Source organism: Candidatus Manganitrophus morganii (assembly GCA_021651055.1).
GTDB lineage: Bacteria > Nitrospirota > Nitrospiria > SBBL01 > Manganitrophaceae > Manganitrophus > Manganitrophus morganii.
In genome coordinates this window covers 3952170-3969717 of record JAJHOH010000001.1, presented here as the reverse complement: position 1 = coordinate 3969717, position 17548 = coordinate 3952170, and the positions used below count along the sequence as shown (strand labels likewise).

Sequence of the window (17548 nt, the reverse complement as noted above, 5' to 3'; positions counted from 1 at the left end):
GATTATCTCCCCCTTCCTTGGGCAGAGGCTGTTTGGTGGGTAAAAGAGTCGATGAACCGTTTGAAGAGAAAGTGGGCATCGTGCGGGCCCGGCGAGGCCTCCGGATGGTACTGAACGGAAAAGACCGGGAGGGTCCGGTGGTGCATCCCCTCGACCGTGTTGTCGTTCAGGTTCACATGGGTCAGCGCCACCTCTTTTTCGATCGACGCGAGATCGACGGCGAAGCCGTGATTCTCGGCAACGATCTGCACCCGACGCGTCGCCAGGTCCATGATCGGCTGGTTCCCGCCGTGATGGCCGAATTTGAGCTTCTTGCATTTTCCCCCGAGCGCCAGCCCCAGGATCTGATGGCCGAGACAAATTCCGAGGATCGGCTTTTTGCCGATCAGCTTCTCGGTGTTCCGGATCGCATAGGTCACCGCCTCCGGGTCGCCCGGCCCGTTCGAGAGAAGAACGCCGTCGGGATTCATCGACAGCACCTTTTCGGCCGGGGTCTCGGCGGGGACCACCGTCACCCGGCATCCCATCTGGGCCAGCCGCCGGAGCATGTTCTGTTTGATCCCGAAGTCGTATGCCACCACATGATGGACCGGCGCCGGAACCGCCTCCCGCCAGGCTCCTTCTTTCCAGGGATATGCCTCGACGCAGGTGACCTGCCGGACGAGGTCCTGCCCGACGAGCGGCGGATGAGACTTCAACTTCTTCATGAGGGAGGCCGTTTCAAACGCTTCCGTCGAAAGGATTCCCTGCATCGCGCCGCGGTCGCGGATCTTTCGGGTCAGGGCGCGGGTGTCGATCCCCTCGATGGCGACGATCCGGTTGCGCTTCAAGAGCTGATCGAGCGGCTCGGTCGCCCGCCAGTTGCTCGGGAAAGAGGAGTACTCCTTGACGATGAACCCTTCCAGCCAGGGACGCTCCGATTCGACATCTTCCGGATTGACGCCGTAATTGCCGATCAAGGGATAGGTCATCGTGACGATCTGCCCTTTATAAGAGGGATCGGTCAGGATCTCCTGATAGCCGGTCATGCTGGTGTTGAAGACCACCTCGCCGACCGCTTCTCCCTCGGCCCCGAACGACTTTCCGAGGAAGGCCGTTCCATCTTCCAGCAGCAGGATCGCCCGCTTCATCGCCTTGCCTCCGCATCCGCGGGCTTCCAGACGCCGGACAGGACGATGCCGGCGATCCGCCCGTTCATCTTCCAGCCGATGAACGGGGAATTCTTGCTCTTCGACTTGAAGTCGCCGGCATCGACGACCCACTCCGCCGCGGGATCGATCAGCGTGACGTCGGCCCGATCGCCGATCCCAAGCCGCCCGATTTTTTTGCCGATGATCCGGGCCGGGTTCTCCGTCATCTTTTGGATCAGCGCCGGCAACGTGAGCAGCCCCTCCTCCACCAACATCAGGGAGAGGGAAAAAGCGGTCTCCAGGCCGATGATCCCGAACGGTGCATGGTCGATCTCGCACTCTTTCTCCTGCGCGGCGTGCGGGGCGTGATCGGTGGCGATCGCGTCGATCGTCCCGTCGGCCAGTCCGGCGCGGACCGCTTCCAGGTCGCGCCGGGTCGCCAAGGGGGGCTTCATCTTGGCATTGGCGTCGAAGCCCCGCACCCGGTCGTCGGTCAGGGTAAAATAGTGCGGACAGGTCTCCGCCGTCACCGCGATCCCCCGCCGCTTCGCCTCGCGAATCAGGTGGACCGAGCCGCCGCAGCTGATGTGGGCGAGATGGACTTTCGCGCCGGTCAGCTCGGCGAGGGCGATGTCGCGCGCCACCATCACCGTCTCCGAGGCGGCCGGAATCCCCTTCAACCCGAGCGCGGTCGAGACCTCCCCCTCGAACATCACCCCGCCGGCCGAGAGGTTGAGGTCTTCGCAGTGATCGATCACCGGCACGTCGAAGATCTTCGCATACTCCATCGCCCGGCGCATCAGCTCGCTGTTCATCACCGGCCGGCCGTCGTCGGAGAGGGCGACACATCCGGCGGCGACCAGCTCCCCGATCTCCGCCAGCTCCTCCCCTTTCGATCCCTTCGTGATCGCCCCGACCGGGAGGACATGCACTTTTCCCTCCGCCTTCGCCCGCTCAAGGATGAATTCGGTGACCGATTGGTTGTCGTTGATCGGGTTGGTGTTCGGCATCGCGCAAATGGTGGTGAAGCCCCCCGCGGCCGCCGCGGCGGTCGCCGTCGCGACCGTTTCTTTATATTCGAACCCCGGCTCGCGCAGATGGCTGTGCAGGTCGATGAGTCCGGGGACGACGAGTTTTCCCGCCGCATCGATTTTCTGGCAGGAGCCCTTGACCGAAAGGCGCGGGCCGATCTCGCGGACGGTCCCTTCTTCGATCAAAAGATCGCCGACGGCATCCCTTCCCGCCGCGGGATCGATGATCCGTCCCCCTTGAATTAGGATTCGCTCGGTCATGATTTTTCTCCGGAAAGAAGATACAACAACGCCATCCGGACCGCGACCCCGTTGGTCACCTGCTCCAGAATCACCGACGAGAGACCGTCGGCCACCTCGGAGGTCACCTCGACCCCCCGGTTGATCGGGCCGGGGTGCATCACCAGAACACCGTTGTTGGCCAACGCGACCCGCTTGCTATTAAGACCATAGAGCTGGGCATACTCTCGAAGGGTCGGGAGATATCCCTTTCCCTGACGCTCCAGCTGGAGGCGAAGGAGGATGATCACATCGGCCCCCGCAATCGCCTCCTCCAGACGATAGTGAACTTTGACTCCCCACTGCTCGATGCCGAGGGGAATCATGGTCGGAGGACCGGCGAGATGGACCTCGGCGCCCAGCTTTTTCAAACCGTGAATGTCGGAGCGCGCGACGCGGCTATGGAGCACATCGCCGACGATCACCACTTTCAGCCCCTGAATCCCCCCCTTCTTCTCTTTGATTGTATAGAGGTCGAGAAGCCCTTGGCTCGGATGTTCGTGCGACCCGTCCCCCGCGTTGATCACCGCGCTCCGCAGCGCCCGGGCCAAAATGTACGGGGCGCCGGAAGAGGCGTGGCGGAGGATGATGATGTCCGACTGCATCGCCTCGATGTTTCGCGCCGTGTCGAGGAGGGTCTCTCCCTTCACCACGCTGCTCGATGAGGTGGAGATATTAATCACGTCGGCCGAGAGACGCTTGGCCGCCAATTCGAAAGAGGTCCGGGTCCGGGTGCTCGGCTCAAAGAAGAGGTTGACCACCGTCTTCCCCCGGAGGGTCGGCACCTTCTTGATCTCGCGGGTCGAGACCTCTTTGAACGATTCCGCCGTCTGGAGAATCAGCTCGATCTCTTCTTTATCCATCTCGGCAATGGCGAGAACGTCTTTTCGCTTCAGTCCCATCGTCTGCATCCCGGGGAGGCACGGGGGCCTGCCCCTACGAATTCGATTATTTTTCCGTCCCTTTTCTCAAAACGATCCGATCTTCTTCCCCCGCTTCTTCAAGGAGCACTTCAACTTTTTCGTCGGTGGCGGTCGGGAGGTTTTTCCCGACATAATCGGCGCGGATCGGCAGCTCGCGATGGCCTCGATCGATCAAAACCGCCAATTGAATCTGCTTCGGCCGTCCCAGGTCCATCAGGCCGTCCATCGCCGCGCGAATGGTTCTCCCGGTAAAGAGGACATCGTCGACCAGGATGATCTTCCGGTCGTTCAGGTCAAAGGGAATAAGGGTTTTCTTGAGGACGGGAGACTCTTTCCGATGGGCCAAATCGTCTCGATACAGGGTGATGTCGAGCTCACCGATCGGAACGCTCTCCCCTTCAATCTCTTGAATCTTCTTTCCCAATCGCTGTGAGAGGTAGACCCCGCCGGTTCGGATACCGATGAGTGCAAGCTCCTTCGACCCCTTGTTCCGCTCCAGGATTTCATGCGCAATCCGGGTTAGGGCCCGATAGATCTCGACCGAATTGAGAATCACCCGTTCCATTGCTCTCCCGTTCTCCTCCCGCCGGCGTCAGGGTATAAAAAAACCTTCTCCCGCCTATGAAGATCGGGAGAAGGTTTTATGAAGTCGTTAAAAATCACCGTCCATTCCTTTCCAGCCTCGCGGGGCCGGTTTAAAGGGTAACTGGGGCTATTCTATTTTGATGGGAGGGAAATGTCAAGGGTTTATTGTGGTTTCAATGAACCACCGACTACCGCGCCGTCGCGGCCATCTGCTGGCACCAGTTGGCGTCGGGGGTGGCGCCGGCCTCGCGAATGCTGCCGGAACTCATGAGATTCTGCGGATCGGTGCTGTGATGACCCCCTTCGGCGTCCCCCGTATAACCGGCCGCGTGGCCCGATTCATGCGCGAGGGTGTCTTCGGCGGCCAGGGCGCGGTTCCACAAAATCCCTTTTTCTGGGGTGTTGGCGCGCGGGAAGATGCGGACCCCCTCCCAGGTCTGGCTGAGGGTCGATTCCGTCACAAGGACCTTCACCCCGCCGGCCCGCCCGGCGATATTGTCGAAGTTCCGGTCGCGCAATTCACGGTCGGCGGCGACGTCGCTGTCATAGTCGCCGTCGGCGGGGGCCGGCTTGTTGGAGCGGCGCCAGTCGTAGTGTTGCTTCACGTCGATGTTGCAGGCCCGGTTATGGACGGCGCAGCAGCCGGCGATGGCGGCCTTCTCCACCCGAATCGACGCCCTCAGCTTTCTCATCGTCTCTTCATTCGCCTGCGCGCTGGAGTCGAAGCCGATATTCACCCAGATGGTCTTGCGCGGAACCGCCGGGGCCGCTTGCCGCTGGATCGGCCCCGCCGCCGCGCCCTGCTGGATGGTATGGGTCGGCTCGTGCGCCGGCAACGGCCCCCCTTCGGCGGCATCCGGCATGCGCATCACCCGCTCAGCGACATCATCCGCTTCCCGCTCAGACGCGTCTCCCGGCCGGCCGATCGTCCGCTTCATTTGCAAAGTCCGTTGCACCGCTTGATTCCCGATGATCCGCTGCAATCGGAAAAAGGGATGTTCCAAATGATCGGTCCCCAGGGTTGCCCTGTTGGACCGAGCGAGGCCGGAGGATTTTCGCGTTTGAGTTTGATTCTGCTTTCCTGCCATGGGGGACATTTTATTCCTCCCGCTTCATTGCGGCAGCGCCGCCGGACGCTCCACGAACGGCGGATCGATCGCGAGAGATTCGGTTGGAAAATAATGAATTGAGTCGAACAGAAAAGTTTTGTTGAAGTTCTTATGGAGAGGATATACCAGACGAAGAGATGAAATCAATACCGCAGGAGAACGCGGCTATGCGGCTTCATCGGCTTTCCAGCCGCCGACCTTTCCGGTCTTCCTTATCTTAGCAATGTCCGGCCGGGGGCCGAAGGGGTGTTCGCCGAATTGATTTCTAAGAAGGGCGACGGCGCGGGCGGCGTCCGAGCCTCCCCCGCGGGAGGTAAAGAGAGCCAACACCGATTGGGTGATCGCCGGCATCGGGACCTCTTCTTCGATCGCCTCTTCCAATGCCCAATTGACCTCGCCGGTATCCTCGACGTAGGCCGGGACATTGGAAAGATCGGGATGCTCGCGCAATCCCCGCTCCATCAGCTCGACCAGCCACCCGCGGATCACCGAGCCGTGCGACCAGGCATGAAAGAGATCGGCGAGATCGATCTGATAGTCGGAGCGCCGCATCAGTTCCACCCCCTCCCCGATCGACTGAAGCATGCCGAACTCGATCGCGTTATGGACCATTTTGCAGTAGTGCCCCGCGCCGGGAGGGCCGGCATAGAAGAAGCCCTCTTCAACGGCAAGCTTCATTAAAATCGGCGCCGCCCGCGCGACCGCGTCCTCCGTTCCCCCCACCATGAAGCAGGCGCCGCTCCGCGCCCCCTCCAGGCCGCCGCTGGTCCCGCAATCGACGAAGCCGATCTTGTTTTTTTGGAGGCGGCGAAATCGCGCGATCGAATCCCGAAAATGCGAATTCCCCCCGTCGACGATCACATCCCACGGCTCCAGAAAAGGAACGAGCCGGTCGAGCGCTTCGTCGACCGTCGGCCCCGCCGGCACCGAGAGAAAAATGACCCGGGGCGATTGGAGTGATTTGACAAGATCGATCAGGCCCGCCGTCACCTGGACGCCATGACGGCCCAGCGCATCGAGGTTCGTCACCTCTTTGGAGAAGCCGACGACCCGAATTCCGACTTCGGCCGAATGAATCGCCAGATTGCTCCCAATCCTTCCCAGACCGATGATTCCAAATTCCATGGTGCGTCCTCCTCGAAATAAATATGGGTGGATCACCCCCCGGCGAGAACGACCCGAGCCGGGGCGCCGTCGGCGCCGGCGATCTTGAGGGGAAGACACCGGAGATCGTAATCGCCCGGCGGGGGAAGCGACAGATCAAGGCCCTCAATCACAACAACACCGGCATTGAGGAAGGTCTGATGCGTCCGCGGCTGCGGCGCGCCGAACGCCTCGACGGAGAGATAGTCGATGCCGACCAGACGGACGCCGCGCGCAACCAGCCACTCCGCCGCCTCCGGCGTGATATAGACGAAATCCTCATGAAAACGGGGCGCCTTGATCCACTCCCGATTCCGTGTTTGAAAAAGAACGCGGGTCACGCCGTTCAATCCGGCCCGTTCGAGCTCGCCCGGACGGACCGCCTCCGGATCGTCGATCCGGACCAGACGCGCCGGTCCGCAAAGGATCTCCAACGGCAGCGTCTCAACCCCGGGCGCCCCTTCGATAAAATGAATCGGGGCATCGACGTGGGTGCCGGTGTGCAGGCCGAGCGAAAGGGCGGAGACATTCGCCGGGTCCCCTTTTTTCATCCGCTTGACCGGCGTGAGGGCGGGGCCCGGCTCCCCCGGATAGGTCGGCATGGAATGGGTGAGTGTCATTGTCACATCATAAAGTCGCATCGCTTGTCCCTCAAGTTTGAGGTGATGGTCTTTTAAATGATCTTTTCACACGGCGCGGAAAGAAGTCAACGGAGGGTCGGGGGGAGGGCCTTCTGACGCGACCTGATCCGGCCGTTAAGATTGCGTCGATCGATCCGATCCCATAAAGAAAGTAAAAGGGGGACGATCCCCCAGGCCGGGAACGGTGATCGGACGCAAAAGGTGGAGCTCGGCCGTCAGGGCGGCCGTCGCCACGGTCCGAGAAAGGGGGGCAAGACGGGGCATCTCCTCAATTTGAGAGAGGGTGTAAAAACCGCATTGGGCGATCTCCTCGGTCGGTTGGGTGAAGCATTCCCCGCCGATCGCCTCCAGCAAGAAAACTGCATACGACGTGTTCACATCAGAATCGGCCCGGTTGCGGAATCCGACCATCCCGATGGCGCGGCACTGAAGACCGGTCTCCTCCATCACCTCCCGGACCGCCGCTTGGTCGACTGTTTCATCAAAGTCGACGAACCCTCCCGGAAGGGTCCATCCCCCCTTGTTCGGCTCTTGATTACGCTGGATCAGGAGGACCCGGCGCTCTCCGGTCTGGGGATCGGCGTCGATCACCAGACCGCCGACGCCGAGGGTGAAGCGGCCGTAGTCGATGAAACCGCACCCTTCACCATCCGGGAGACAAACCCGGCGGAGGTGCCGCTCGACTTTGTGCTGAACCAACGGCCGACCGCATTCCGGACAAAACTTCATCTGCATTCTCCTTTCGAGCCCATATCGGTTTTGACTTTAGTCGAAATCCCGTCGATGAGTCAATCTCGCCTGTCATCCGGAGCTGAGCAAAGGATCTCGTCGTTCAGGTTCGCCCGCTCGCTTTTCCTCTTCGCTTCTATTAAAATGAAAATACTGTTTGAAGGAGTTTTATGATGAAAGCAATGATCGTAGAAAAACGAGGACCGCTTGAGGAGAGGCCGTTGCAATCGGTCGAGCGTCCGATCCCGGCGCCGGGCGCGGGAGAGGTGTTGATCCGCGTGGAGGTCTGCGCAATCTGCCGAACCGATCTGCATGTGGTGGAGGGGGAATTGCCGGTTCACAAAAACCCGATTGTCCCCGGTCATCAGGTCGTCGGTGAGATCAGCCGGCTCGGCCCCCATACGAGCCGGTTTCAAGTAGGCGACCGGGTCGGCGTCGCCTGGCTGTGGGCCGCCTGCGGCGCCTGCTTCTACTGCCTTCGCGGCGACGAAAACCTCTGCGAGCTCCCCCAATTTACCGGCTATGACGTTGATGGCGGTTATGCCGAATACATCGTCGCGCAAGAGGCGTTCATCTATCCCTTGCCGGCCGATCTCCCCTCGCATCAGGCGGCGCCGCTCCTCTGCGCCGGAATCATCGGCTACCGGGCGCTTCATCGAAGCGACATCCGGAAGGGGGGGCGCCTGGGCCTTTACGGATTCGGCGCTTCGGCCCATGTGGTGATCCAGATTGCGCGGTATTGGGGATGCGAGGTCTACGTCGCGACACGCGGGGAGAAACATCGCCGGTTGGCGAGTGAGCTCGGGGCCGTGTGGGTCGGCGAAGCGGCCGATGTCCCTCCGGTCAAGCTCGACGCGGCGATCATCTTCGCCCCGGCGGGCGAGTTGGTTCCCGCCGCGCTGCGCGCGGTCGAGAGAGGAGGAACCGTCGCCGTGGCGGGGATTTACATGACCGATATCCCTACCCTCCATTACGGGACGGAACTCTTTTACGAGAAAAACCTTCGAAGCGTCACGGCCAACACACGGCGGGACGGAGAGGCGCTCCTCCGATTGGCTTCGGAGATCCCGATCCGGACGCATACCGAATTGTTTGGTTTAGAGCAAGCGAACGAAGCGCTCTCGCGCTTGAAGCACGACGGGATACAGGGGGCGGGGGTGCTGAAAGTAAAAAAAGACAATTAGGAATTAGGAATCAACATCAAAAAACTTGTTTTCAATTCCTAATTCTCAGATTCCTAATTGAAATCACTGTACGTTGAGGTCCCGCGCGCAACGGACGCCGACGCTGCTCTCTCCGCGGTCGGCATGGGCCCCGCCGAAGCGCTTGGAGGCGCGCAGATCGTGCGGCGAGTTGTTGAACGATCCGCCGCGGTAAACAAGGACTTTATTGATATCGGGCTCCGCCGGTCCCTGCGGATTTTTGAAAGGGGATGTTTTGTAGTAGAACTGATCATACCAATCGGAGACCCACTCCGAGACGTTGCCGGCCATGTCGTAGAGGCCGTAAGGGCTCCGCCCCTGCTCGAAGCTGCCGATCGGCGCGCTGTATTTGAAGCCGTCTTCGTCTCCGCGGCCGTTGGCCAACTTCACGTTGAAGGAATCCCCCCACGGAAAGGTTTGGCCGTTCTCTCCCCGCGCCGCCTTCTCCCACTCCGCTTCGGTCGGAAGACGTTTTCCCGCCCACTTGCAATAGGCAAAGGCATCGATCCAGGTCACCCCGACCACCGGCTGGGTCTCTCCTTTCAAGAGATTAACGTCGTCCTCGAAGACCGGAATCGTCGGAAGGGGACGCTTAAGCATCTTGGCGAATCGCGCATAGTCGGCATTGGTCACCTCGTGTTTATCCATATAATAACCATCGAGGTAGATGACCCGCTGCGGCTGCTCGTCGAAATCACCCTCGGGTCCTCCCCCCATCGTGAAGGAGCCGCCGGGGATCAAGACCATCTCTCTGCCGTCGCCGCCGACGATCGTTTCGAAGGAGCTGTAGTCGACCGATTTCATATCTGGGACCACCGCGACTTCCGTCTGGATCAGCCGGGTCCGCTCCCGAAGTTCCTTCGACTTTTTCGATTCGACGACCAGCGCGACCATCGTCAGTATCGTCAGCAGTGCCATGGTAATACAGATCGCAAGAACGACGCCTCGGCTCATTCAATCTCCTCGGATTTGAAAATGGGTGGGTGGTCCCTTGTTAAAGCCGTATTAATATAACGAATTTACCCTCCCTTTGCAAGCGCATCCCCCCTCTTCTATCCGTTGCAATTTCAAAAAGTCATCGATATAATCGCACTCATGAATCTCATTGATCGGAGGAATTTTCTCCGCTACGCCAGTCTCGGCATCTTCGCCACCCTCTTCACTCGAAAGGTCGAAGCGTCAACCTTTCTGATGAAGCGATTTTTGGCCCTTCCCCCGAAAGAGATTCCCTTCATCACCCCCAACGAACACTTCTATATCGTCAACTTCGGGAAACAGCCGCAGGTCGATGCGGCCGACTGGACCCTCCGGATCACCGGGAAGGTGCAGCGCCCGCTGGAGCTGACCTACGAAGAGATCCTCGCCCGCCCCGCCGTCGAGAAGATGGTCACCCTGGAATGCATCGACAACGAGGTCGCCGGGGAGTTGATCAGCAATGCCGTCTGGAAAGGGGTGACCTTGAAGAGCCTGATCGAAGAAGCCACGCCCCTTCAGGGGGTCGAAGATGTGGCGATGTACGGCGCCGATTCTTACTCGGACGGGATCACCCTTGATCGCGCGTTGAATTACGACGTCTTCCTCGCCTACCAGATGAACGGGGTGACCCTGCCGAAGGAGCACGGCTATCCCCTCCGGGCCGTCGTCCCGGGACTCTACGGGATTAAAAACGTGAAGTGGCTGACGCGGATCGATCTGGTCGCCGGGGACTATAAAGGATACTGGCAGCAGAAAGGGTGGACCGATACGGCGACGATCAAAGTAAAATCGCGGATCGACGCCCCCGGCCCGTACAACACGATTAAAGCGGGATATACTTTCCGGGGCATCGCCTTCACCGGAGGATACGGCATCCGCTCCGTGGAGATTTCACTCGACGGCGGAAAGAGCTGGGTCCCGGCGACGATCGAGCCCCCCCCTTCCCCCTATTCTTGGGTCTTTTGGAAATATGAATGGAAGGACGCCAAGCCGGGAACCTATCAAATCCTCTCCAGAGCCACCGATAAGCTCAGCCGGACGCAGACCGCCTTCGTCTCCCGCGCCTTTCCGGACGGAACCTCCGGCCTTCAATCGATCGTCACCTTCGTCGACTAATTCACCGATCAACCGTCAAGATCCGACTTTTCCTTCCACCGTACGCCCCTTCCGACCAGCAGATACAACATCCCCATCGCCAGGAGCACGGCGATAAAAATCCCGGTCAGGCTTTTCTCCGCCAGCGGGAGCCACGCCAGCACCGCCGCCGTCGCGCTGTAGCCGATCATCAGGATCACGCCGGACCAGATCAAGCAGTTGATGAGCTCGATGCTCATGAAGGTCGACCAGGCCATCCCCGACAGTCCCATCGCGACCGCCCCGACGATTCTCATTCCATAGAGGTATTGCATGATAAAAATGCTCAGCTTCGGATATTTCCGGATGAGGGGGAGCGCCCGCTCGATTTTCGGCTTCCAACGCGGGACCCGGGCAAAAAGGCCTTTTGCCTTAAGATAACGCCCCAGACCGTAATAAACCAAATGCCCGACATACGCCCCGAGGGCGCCGACCAGCCAGGATCCGAGGGGGGAGAGAATCTGCTGATGCGCCAATCCGCCCGCCATCAACATGACCCCTTCTCCTTCAAAGAAGGTCCCGAGCAACACCGTCCAGAGACCATATTGTTTCAGCAGCTCAGTGAGGGACATTTATATCGACCCGTTTTTGACGAACGACTCTTTCCGGAAAAAAATGGAGCGCGGCTTTCCATCCCATCGAACGGAAAGGAAATCGTCAAGGCGCGCAATGATTCCACTTTCTCTATTCGGCTTTTTTGATGTGAAGTTCCTTGAGTTGACGCTGATCGACCTCGGAAGGGGCGTTCGTCATCAGGCAGATACCCTTCTGTGTCTTTGGAAAGGCGATGACATCCCGGATCGAATCGACGCCGGCCAGGATGGCCGTCAACCGATCGAGTCCGAATGCGATGCCGCCGTGCGGAGGGGCGCCGTATTGGAGCGCTTGAAGCAGGAAACCGAATTTTGCCTCGGCCTCCTCTTTCGTAATGCCGAGAAGATCGAACATCTTCGACTGCACTTCGTTTTGATGGATACGGATGCTCCCGCCGCCGATCTCCGTCCCGTTGAGGACGATGTCGTACGCCTTCGCCCGCGCGCGGAGCGGATCGGTCGCAAGCGAGGGGATGTCCTCATCCATCGGCGAAGTGAAAGGATGGTGCATCGCCACGTAGCGCTTTTCGGTTTCGTCGTATTCCAGGAGCGGAAAATCGGTGACCCAGAGAAGCTTGAGGGCGTTGGGATCGATCAGGTTGAGCCGCCGTCCGATGACCAAACGGAGATGGCCGAGGACTTCATAAACAACCTTCTCCCGATCGGCGACAAAGAGAAGAAGATCCCCCGGCGCCGCCTCCAACCGCTGACCGATCTCCTTCAGCATCTCCGGTTTAAAAAACTTGGCGATCGGCGCTTCCATCCCTTCGGCGGTGACCTTCATCCAGGCAAGCCCCTTGGCGCCCCGTCCGGTCGCCTCCAGGGTCAACTCTTCCAGCTCTTTTCGGGAGAGTGTGGAAAGCCCTTTCGCATTGATCCCTTTCACCAATCCCTTCTTCTCGACCGCCTCGCGGAAAACTTTAAATTCGGAGCGAGCCGCGATATCCGAAAGATCCTTCAGCTCCAGCCCGAAACGGAGATCGGGCTTATCGACTCCGAACCGGCTCATCGCCTCCTGATAGGTCAGCCGCGGGAAGGATGATTCCAACTGAATTCCTTTCACCTCCTTGAGAACGGTCCGGACCATCTCTTCCATCAAAGAAAGAATATCCTCCCGCTCGATGAACGACATCTCAAGATCGATCTGGGTGAACTCCGGCTGCCGGTCGGCCCTCAAATCTTCATCGCGGAAGCAGCGGACGATCTGGTAGTACCGGTCGAATCCGGAGATCATCAAGATCTGCTTGAAGAGCTGCGGCGACTGGGGCAAGGCATAGAACTGGCCGACGTTTAAGCGGCTGGGAACGAGAAAGTCGCGCGCCCCTTCCGGCGTGCTTTTGGTGAGAAAGGGCGTCTCGATTTCGAGGAATTGGTGTTGATCGAGAAAACGGCGGACCGCTTTCGAGAGGTTGTGGCGAAGAATAAAATTCGTTTGGACCGATTTCCGCCGAAGGTCGAGATAACGGTATTGAAGACGGAGCGATTCAGAAGGCTCTTTCTCTTCTTCGATGGAGAAAGGAGGGGTCAACGAGGCATTGAGGATGACCAGATCGCTCGCATGGATTTCGACTTCTCCCGTCGGAAGCTCCCGGTTCACCGTCCCCGCAGGGCGGCGCATCACCTTGCCGATCACCTGGATGACATACTCCGACCGAAGCTGATGCGCCCGTTGATGGATCTCTTCGGAGAGCTGCGGGTTGAAGACAACCTGGACCAGACCTTCCCGATCGCGAAGATCGATAAAGATCAACCCGCCGTGATCGCGCCGCCGGTGAACCCACCCGGCCAGCGTCACCTCTTTTTCAATCTGCGCCGCCGTCAACGCGCCGCAATAATCTGTCCGTTTCATTGTTCTATGCCTTTATTTATTATATTGGCGTGCAGATTAACACGCGTGATTTTCCTTGTCAACGCGAGCAAGACGAGAGCGCCGTCTTACATAATTCCCAGATTCCTAATTGATCTTTTAGGGAGTATCGGCAATATGGAAGGTGCGGACTTTGTTGGGCCCGCCGTAGACCATGAAGACCTTTTTACTCATACGGATATGGTAATTTGCCCAGGCGTTCGGCTCTCCATTATAATAGGCTTCGGGATCGACACCGCTGGCATTCAGAAAGTCGGGTTCATAAAGGCCGGCGTCCAATACTTCGGCCACCAGACACTCTGTAGTGAATCCCTGTCCTTTCAAAGTAACCTGTGTTAAAAGTTTAAGTATCTCTTCACTGTTCGTTAAAACCAATGGTTCCATTCCGTCTAACCCCCTCCCGCGCGTTTACCCCGCACCGCCTCGCCTTTCGGTTTCACCGGCGCTTTTTTTGCCGCCCCCCCTTTATGAATGAGCCCCTTTAATCCCTTCACCTCCGCCGGCGTCAGCCGGCGATAATCTCCCGGAAGGAGATCCCCCAGCGCCAGAAAACCGTAAGCGACCCGCTTCAACTTCAATACGTCATGACCGATTTTTTCAACCATCATCCGAATCTGCCGTCGCTTCCCTTCGTGTATGATGATCTCGATCCAATCATGCTCGGAGGTTTTCCGAAGCGGCCGAACCCGGGCGGGAGCGCTCTTTCCGCCCGGCAGCGAAAGCCCTCCCAGTGCCAATTTTTTGATCTTCTCTTCCGTCAGATGCCCTTTGATCTTCACCCAATAGGTCTTCTCAACCCCGCTGCTCGGGTGCATCAACGCACCGGCCAGGTCGCCGTCGTTGGTGAGAAGAAGAAGCCCTTCCGAATCATAGTCGAGGCGTCCGACCGGATAGACCCGCTCTTTGATGTCCCGGACAAACTCCATCACCGTGGGCCGACCTTCGGGATCGTGAACCGAGGTAATATATCCTCTCGGTTTATTTAAAAGCAAATAGATCTTATGCGGCTCGATCTGGATTCGCTTGCCGTTTACTTTGACGTAGTCTTTCTCCGGATCGACCTTGGTACCGAGCTCCGTGACGATCTTGCCATTCACCTGAACCCGCCCATCGAGAATCATCTCCTCCGCATGGCGCCGGGACGCAATCCCCGCTTTCGCAATCACCTTCTGCAGTCGCTCTATCATCTTTATACCCCTATTTAAGGCGATTCGATCTCTGATGTTCTAACAGACTCTTTCCTGGATGGTCAAGCACTATCTCTCGCGCCGCAACGAACCGGCCCCGATAGAATCGTCCCGCCTCGCTCGATCCTACTAGTCTAGGAGGGATCGACCCGACTCGCCTATTTGAACCATCTCCATCCTTACATCAGCGGCCCGAGACAGATCGATCCTAAATATCGATGATTATTTTGATAAATGACTTTTCAACAGCCTGTGTATTCACCGGCACACCTGAATAGCCCACAACCTAGTCAGACCGAACTAGGCAATCTTTTCTATGCTAGAACTAGCTAGTATTATATCTTTTTCCGGCGCGGCTCAAGGGTTTCTTTAGGTTTTTTATCCACAGGAAATCCACACTAGTCTATACCGAGAGAGGATCGCCTCGGTCCGAAGCGATCTAGGCCAAATCAAAATAGAAGAGATCGGTCGAACGCGGCGACCGTGGAATCGATGCCTTTTCTAAAAATATCAGACTTTTTACACCCCTCCCCTTCCGAAAAAAGGATCTGAACGAAACGCGTTTTAAGAGGATAAACTTCGGCGAAAAACAGAATGGTATTTTTCAGGATAGGCGGAATGGAAATGAGGTAAGAGAAACCGGAAGAGTTAAAGTCTTCAATGAACTATCCGCAAGTCGATACAAAATCACTCGCGATGGAACATCCCCGTTTGTAATGCCATTCTATCGGACCCGGACGATCACGCTCCGCCGGTTCGCAAAAGATGCACGGAAGCAGGCATCCAGAAAAACCTGAAACCACTCCATTCCCATCTGCACAGATTCATGACAAAAAGGATCCCCCCCTAAAAGGGAACAGACTCGCGACGCGCTGATCGAGGTGATTCACGGTTGGAATCGACTGCGTTAAAACAAAGGAAGGGAAAACATAGGAAGGAACTGCGGACTACTTTTTTTCAACGATTTTTGTATCGCTGATTTTCCAGGTCTCCCCGTCTTTCAGGAGACCCCAACTGACCTTGTTGGTCGCCGTTTGGACTTTCTTGGCCTTTTTGGCCCTTAAATTCGTCTGTTGGTTCATCGTAATGGAGGCCCGGTTTCCGTTGATTTGAAGGTCGGAGATATCAAATTGAACGGAGACACTTTCGTACTGATCAAAGAACGATTGAAGCTCTTTTTCATCTTTCGGAGAGGACTGCGCCAGGTCTTTCAAATAAAGCCCAACGTCCTTATTCTCAAAAGCCTTCTCTTGACGCCGGATAATCTGGCGGATCAGTTCCTCATCCGAGAGCGTTGGCGGCTTGGGAGTAACGGCTGCGGGAGGACGCAATGCCGCCTCTTTGACCGGTTCTTGCTTCGGCGGGATCTCTTTGGGGACAACTTCCTGAGGCGGCGGAAGCGCCTCTTTCCTCTCCATCGTAGGAGGAGCGCTCTTCTTCGGCTCGGGAGGAGAAATCTTTTGAGCGAGATCCGTTCCGGTAACCGGGGGTTCGGGTGCTTTTTTAGAGACCCTAACCTGCTCTACCGCTTTTTCTTCAGCGGGACGGTGCGTCAAGGCCGCCGGCGCCGCTGTGGCAGGCTCGGTCCGGGGCGCCGATCCAACGGCGGGACGCTCGTTTGGCGTATCCGGCTTCACCTCCCCTCCTTTGGGCGCGGGCGCCGCGGGAGGGGGAGGCGGAGAGATCACCGCCGGCTGACTTGGGACCGGCAAAGGCTTTGCCACCAGGATGTCGGGCTCTTCTCCCTTTTTGAGAAAGACAACCGTGCCGACTCCGATAAGACCCAACGCGCCCACAATCAAAAACGCCGTAATGGCCATCGCTCCCCGCTTCTTCGGAACCTCCAACTTGGGATTAGAAGGGACCGCTTTGGATGGATTTGAAGCGGGTGTCCCGATTCCGAGCTGAACCGTGACGCTTTCCGCGGTCGCCAGGGCGGCTCTCTTCATTCGGGCCTGGTCCTTCTCGATCTCCTCATGAAAGAGCTGATGGACGCTTTGCGCCAGATCCGATTGGATCTCGCTGAGTGGCTTCGACAGGCACCGCTCCAGTTCCCCCTGCATCAGCGCGGCGGAGGCATATCGATCTTGCACCTCCTTGGCCAGCGACTTCGCTACGGTTGCTTCGACCTGTTCCGAGATCGCTGCGTTCAATTGGCGGGGAGATTCGAACTTCGCTTCGCGCACTCGCTCGAGTGTGTTGATTTCGCTGTCCCCCTTGAAGAGCCGCTTGCCGGTCGCGCACTCGTACAAGACAATTCCCAGAGAAAAAAGGTCGGAGCGGTGATCGATCCCTTTTCCCCAAGCCTGCTCGGGAGACATGTAGGCGAGTTTTCCTTTGAGGATTCCGGTCCGGGTTTCGTTCTCCTGGAGGGCCGCTTTTGCGATGCCGAAGTCGACCAGCTTGATCTCGCCGTCGTAGGAGATCAGAATATTCTGCGGGCTGATGTCCCGGTGGACCAGGTTCAGCTCGTTTCCGTGCAGATCTTTCTTCTTGTGCGCATGCTCCAACCCGCTGCAAACGCGGCTGACGATGAAGAGAATCTGATCGATCGGAAGGGGCCGGCTACTCTTTTGACTCCGCTCCATGATCGTCCGAAGATCCCTTCCCATGATGTATTCCATTCCGATGTAGTAAGATTCCTCGACCTGTCCGAAATCAAACACCTGGACGATATTCGGATGAGAGAGCTGGGCCGCCACTTTCGCCTCATTGATGAACATCGAGACGAATTCGGCATTCTCGGTAAAGTGGGGAAGAATCCGCTTGATGGCAAGAAGCCGCTCGAATCCTTTCGATCCGGTCTGCTTCGCCAGAAAGACCTCGGCCATGCCCCCTTTGGCAATCTTATCGATGAGGAGGTATTTTCCGTACTGGGCGGGAAAATTCATCCGATTCTCTTTCTCTCCCGGAGATGAATTGGCTACTTTGTATAAAGTTGCGGAAATAAAGGAATGAATCCGTATAGGAAAGTAAATCTTAAGGTCGGCGTTTTGTCAAGGAAAGGCTGTCCGATACGA

Annotated in this window: 15 protein-coding genes and 1 pseudogene; 2 read left to right on the top strand and 14 right to left on the bottom strand. The window is 58.0% G+C overall.

Going from position 1 to position 17548, the window contains the following annotated elements:
* Positions 1–2: 2 nt before the first annotated feature.
* From carA to MCM46_18270, 8 genes are all read right to left on the bottom strand, one after another.
* Positions 3–1130: a glutamine-hydrolyzing carbamoyl-phosphate synthase small subunit gene (gene carA / locus MCM46_18305; protein ID MCG3113760.1), complete on the bottom strand. Its 1128-nt coding sequence runs from the start codon at positions 1128–1130 to the stop codon at positions 3–5.
* Entirely contained in the window at positions 1127–2422 is a 1296-nt protein-coding gene (locus tag MCM46_18300) for a dihydroorotase (protein MCG3113759.1), read from the bottom strand. The genes carA and MCM46_18300 overlap by 4 nt, the downstream gene beginning before the upstream one ends.
* Complete coding sequence (locus MCM46_18295; GenBank protein ID MCG3113758.1) at positions 2419–3351, bottom strand: aspartate carbamoyltransferase catalytic subunit; 933 nt, start codon at positions 3349–3351, stop codon at positions 2419–2421. The genes MCM46_18300 and MCM46_18295 overlap by 4 nt, the downstream gene beginning before the upstream one ends.
* A 37-nt stretch (positions 3352–3388) precedes the next feature.
* A complete protein-coding gene (pyrR, locus tag MCM46_18290) occupies positions 3389–3928 on the bottom strand; it encodes a bifunctional pyr operon transcriptional regulator/uracil phosphoribosyltransferase PyrR (protein ID MCG3113757.1) in 540 nt (179 codons plus the stop codon).
* Positions 3929–4136: 208 nt separating this feature from the next.
* Complete coding sequence (locus tag MCM46_18285; GenBank protein ID MCG3113756.1) at positions 4137–5045, bottom strand: hypothetical protein; 909 nt, start codon at positions 5043–5045, stop codon at positions 4137–4139.
* Positions 5046–5222: 177 nt separating this feature from the next.
* Positions 5223–6182 (bottom strand): decarboxylating 6-phosphogluconate dehydrogenase, encoded by a 960-nt coding sequence (gene gnd / locus MCM46_18280; GenBank protein MCG3113755.1) that lies wholly within the window; start codon positions 6180–6182, stop codon positions 5223–5225.
* Positions 6183–6214: 32 nt separating this feature from the next.
* Positions 6215–6841 (bottom strand): cyclase family protein, encoded by a 627-nt coding sequence (locus MCM46_18275; protein ID MCG3113754.1) that lies wholly within the window; start codon positions 6839–6841, stop codon positions 6215–6217.
* A gap of 114 nt (positions 6842–6955) precedes the next feature.
* Positions 6956–7570 carry an NUDIX hydrolase gene (locus tag MCM46_18270; GenBank protein MCG3113753.1) on the bottom strand — a complete coding sequence of 205 codons (615 nt, stop codon included), beginning with the start codon at positions 7568–7570 and terminating at the stop codon, positions 6956–6958.
* Between the two features lie 170 nt (positions 7571–7740).
* On the opposite strand from MCM46_18270, the gene MCM46_18265 reads away from it, so the two are divergent.
* On the top strand, positions 7741–8754 hold the full coding sequence (locus MCM46_18265; GenBank protein MCG3113752.1) for a zinc-dependent alcohol dehydrogenase family protein: 1014 nt from the start codon (positions 7741–7743) through the stop codon (positions 8752–8754).
* Positions 8755–8817: 63 nt separating this feature from the next.
* On the opposite strand, the gene MCM46_18260 is transcribed toward MCM46_18265, so the two are convergent.
* Entirely contained in the window at positions 8818–9726 is a 909-nt protein-coding gene (locus MCM46_18260; protein MCG3113751.1) for a formylglycine-generating enzyme family protein, read from the bottom strand.
* Positions 9727–9867: 141 nt separating this feature from the next.
* Between MCM46_18260 and MCM46_18255 the strand changes: the two genes are divergently transcribed.
* Positions 9868–10863 (top strand): molybdopterin-dependent oxidoreductase, encoded by a 996-nt coding sequence (locus MCM46_18255; GenBank protein ID MCG3113750.1) that lies wholly within the window; start codon positions 9868–9870, stop codon positions 10861–10863.
* 8 nt (positions 10864–10871) lie between these two features.
* Here the strand turns inward: MCM46_18255 and MCM46_18250 are convergent, their stop codons facing one another.
* The 5 genes and pseudogenes from MCM46_18250 to MCM46_18230 form a co-directional block, all read right to left on the bottom strand.
* Positions 10872–11453, bottom strand: coding sequence for a DedA family protein (locus tag MCM46_18250; GenBank protein MCG3113749.1), 582 nt, complete (start codon positions 11451–11453; stop codon positions 10872–10874).
* Positions 11454–11565: 112 nt separating this feature from the next.
* Complete coding sequence (aspS, locus tag MCM46_18245) at positions 11566–13323, bottom strand: aspartate--tRNA ligase (protein MCG3113748.1); 1758 nt, start codon at positions 13321–13323, stop codon at positions 11566–11568.
* Positions 13324–13440: 117 nt separating this feature from the next.
* Complete coding sequence (locus MCM46_18240; GenBank protein MCG3113747.1) at positions 13441–13725, bottom strand: hypothetical protein; 285 nt, start codon at positions 13723–13725, stop codon at positions 13441–13443.
* A gap of 89 nt (positions 13726–13814) precedes the next feature.
* Positions 13815–14525: pseudogene (locus MCM46_18235) on the bottom strand (rRNA pseudouridine synthase).
* Positions 14526–15475: 950 nt separating this feature from the next.
* Positions 15476–17419 (bottom strand): protein kinase, encoded by a 1944-nt coding sequence (locus MCM46_18230; protein ID MCG3113746.1) that lies wholly within the window; start codon positions 17417–17419, stop codon positions 15476–15478.
* Between the last annotated feature and the right edge of the window lie 129 nt (positions 17420–17548).

Excerpts from the sequence above, each read along its gene's own strand:
- MCM46_18275 (MCG3113754.1), bottom strand. The coding sequence starts at position 6,841 with ATGCGACTTTATGATGTGACAATGACACTCACCCATTCCATGCCGACC.
- MCM46_18300 (MCG3113759.1), bottom strand. The coding sequence starts at position 2,422 with ATGACCGAGCGAATCCTAATTCAAGGGGGACGGATCATCGATCCCGCG.
- pyrR (MCG3113757.1), bottom strand. The coding sequence starts at position 3,928 with ATGGAACGGGTGATTCTCAATTCGGTCGAGATCTATCGGGCCCTAACC.
- MCM46_18250 (MCG3113749.1), bottom strand. The coding sequence starts at position 11,453 with ATGTCCCTCACTGAGCTGCTGAAACAATATGGTCTCTGGACGGTGTTG.
- gnd (MCG3113755.1), bottom strand. The coding sequence starts at position 6,182 with ATGGAATTTGGAATCATCGGTCTGGGAAGGATTGGGAGCAATCTGGCG.
- MCM46_18265 (MCG3113752.1), top strand. The coding sequence starts at position 7,741 with ATGATGAAAGCAATGATCGTAGAAAAACGAGGACCGCTTGAGGAGAGG.
- MCM46_18260 (MCG3113751.1), bottom strand. The coding sequence starts at position 9,726 with ATGAGCCGAGGCGTCGTTCTTGCGATCTGTATTACCATGGCACTGCTG.
- MCM46_18230 (MCG3113746.1), bottom strand. The coding sequence starts at position 17,419 with ATGAATTTTCCCGCCCAGTACGGAAAATACCTCCTCATCGATAAGATT.
- aspS (MCG3113748.1), bottom strand. The coding sequence starts at position 13,323 with ATGAAACGGACAGATTATTGCGGCGCGTTGACGGCGGCGCAGATTGAA.
- MCM46_18270 (MCG3113753.1), bottom strand. The coding sequence starts at position 7,570 with ATGAAGTTTTGTCCGGAATGCGGTCGGCCGTTGGTTCAGCACAAAGTC.
- MCM46_18255 (MCG3113750.1), top strand. The coding sequence starts at position 9,868 with ATGAATCTCATTGATCGGAGGAATTTTCTCCGCTACGCCAGTCTCGGC.
- MCM46_18295 (MCG3113758.1), bottom strand. The coding sequence starts at position 3,351 with ATGCAGACGATGGGACTGAAGCGAAAAGACGTTCTCGCCATTGCCGAG.
- carA (MCG3113760.1), bottom strand. The coding sequence starts at position 1,130 with ATGAAGCGGGCGATCCTGCTGCTGGAAGATGGAACGGCCTTCCTCGGA.
- MCM46_18285 (MCG3113756.1), bottom strand. The coding sequence starts at position 5,045 with ATGTCCCCCATGGCAGGAAAGCAGAATCAAACTCAAACGCGAAAATCC.
- MCM46_18240 (MCG3113747.1), bottom strand. The coding sequence starts at position 13,725 with ATGGAACCATTGGTTTTAACGAACAGTGAAGAGATACTTAAACTTTTA.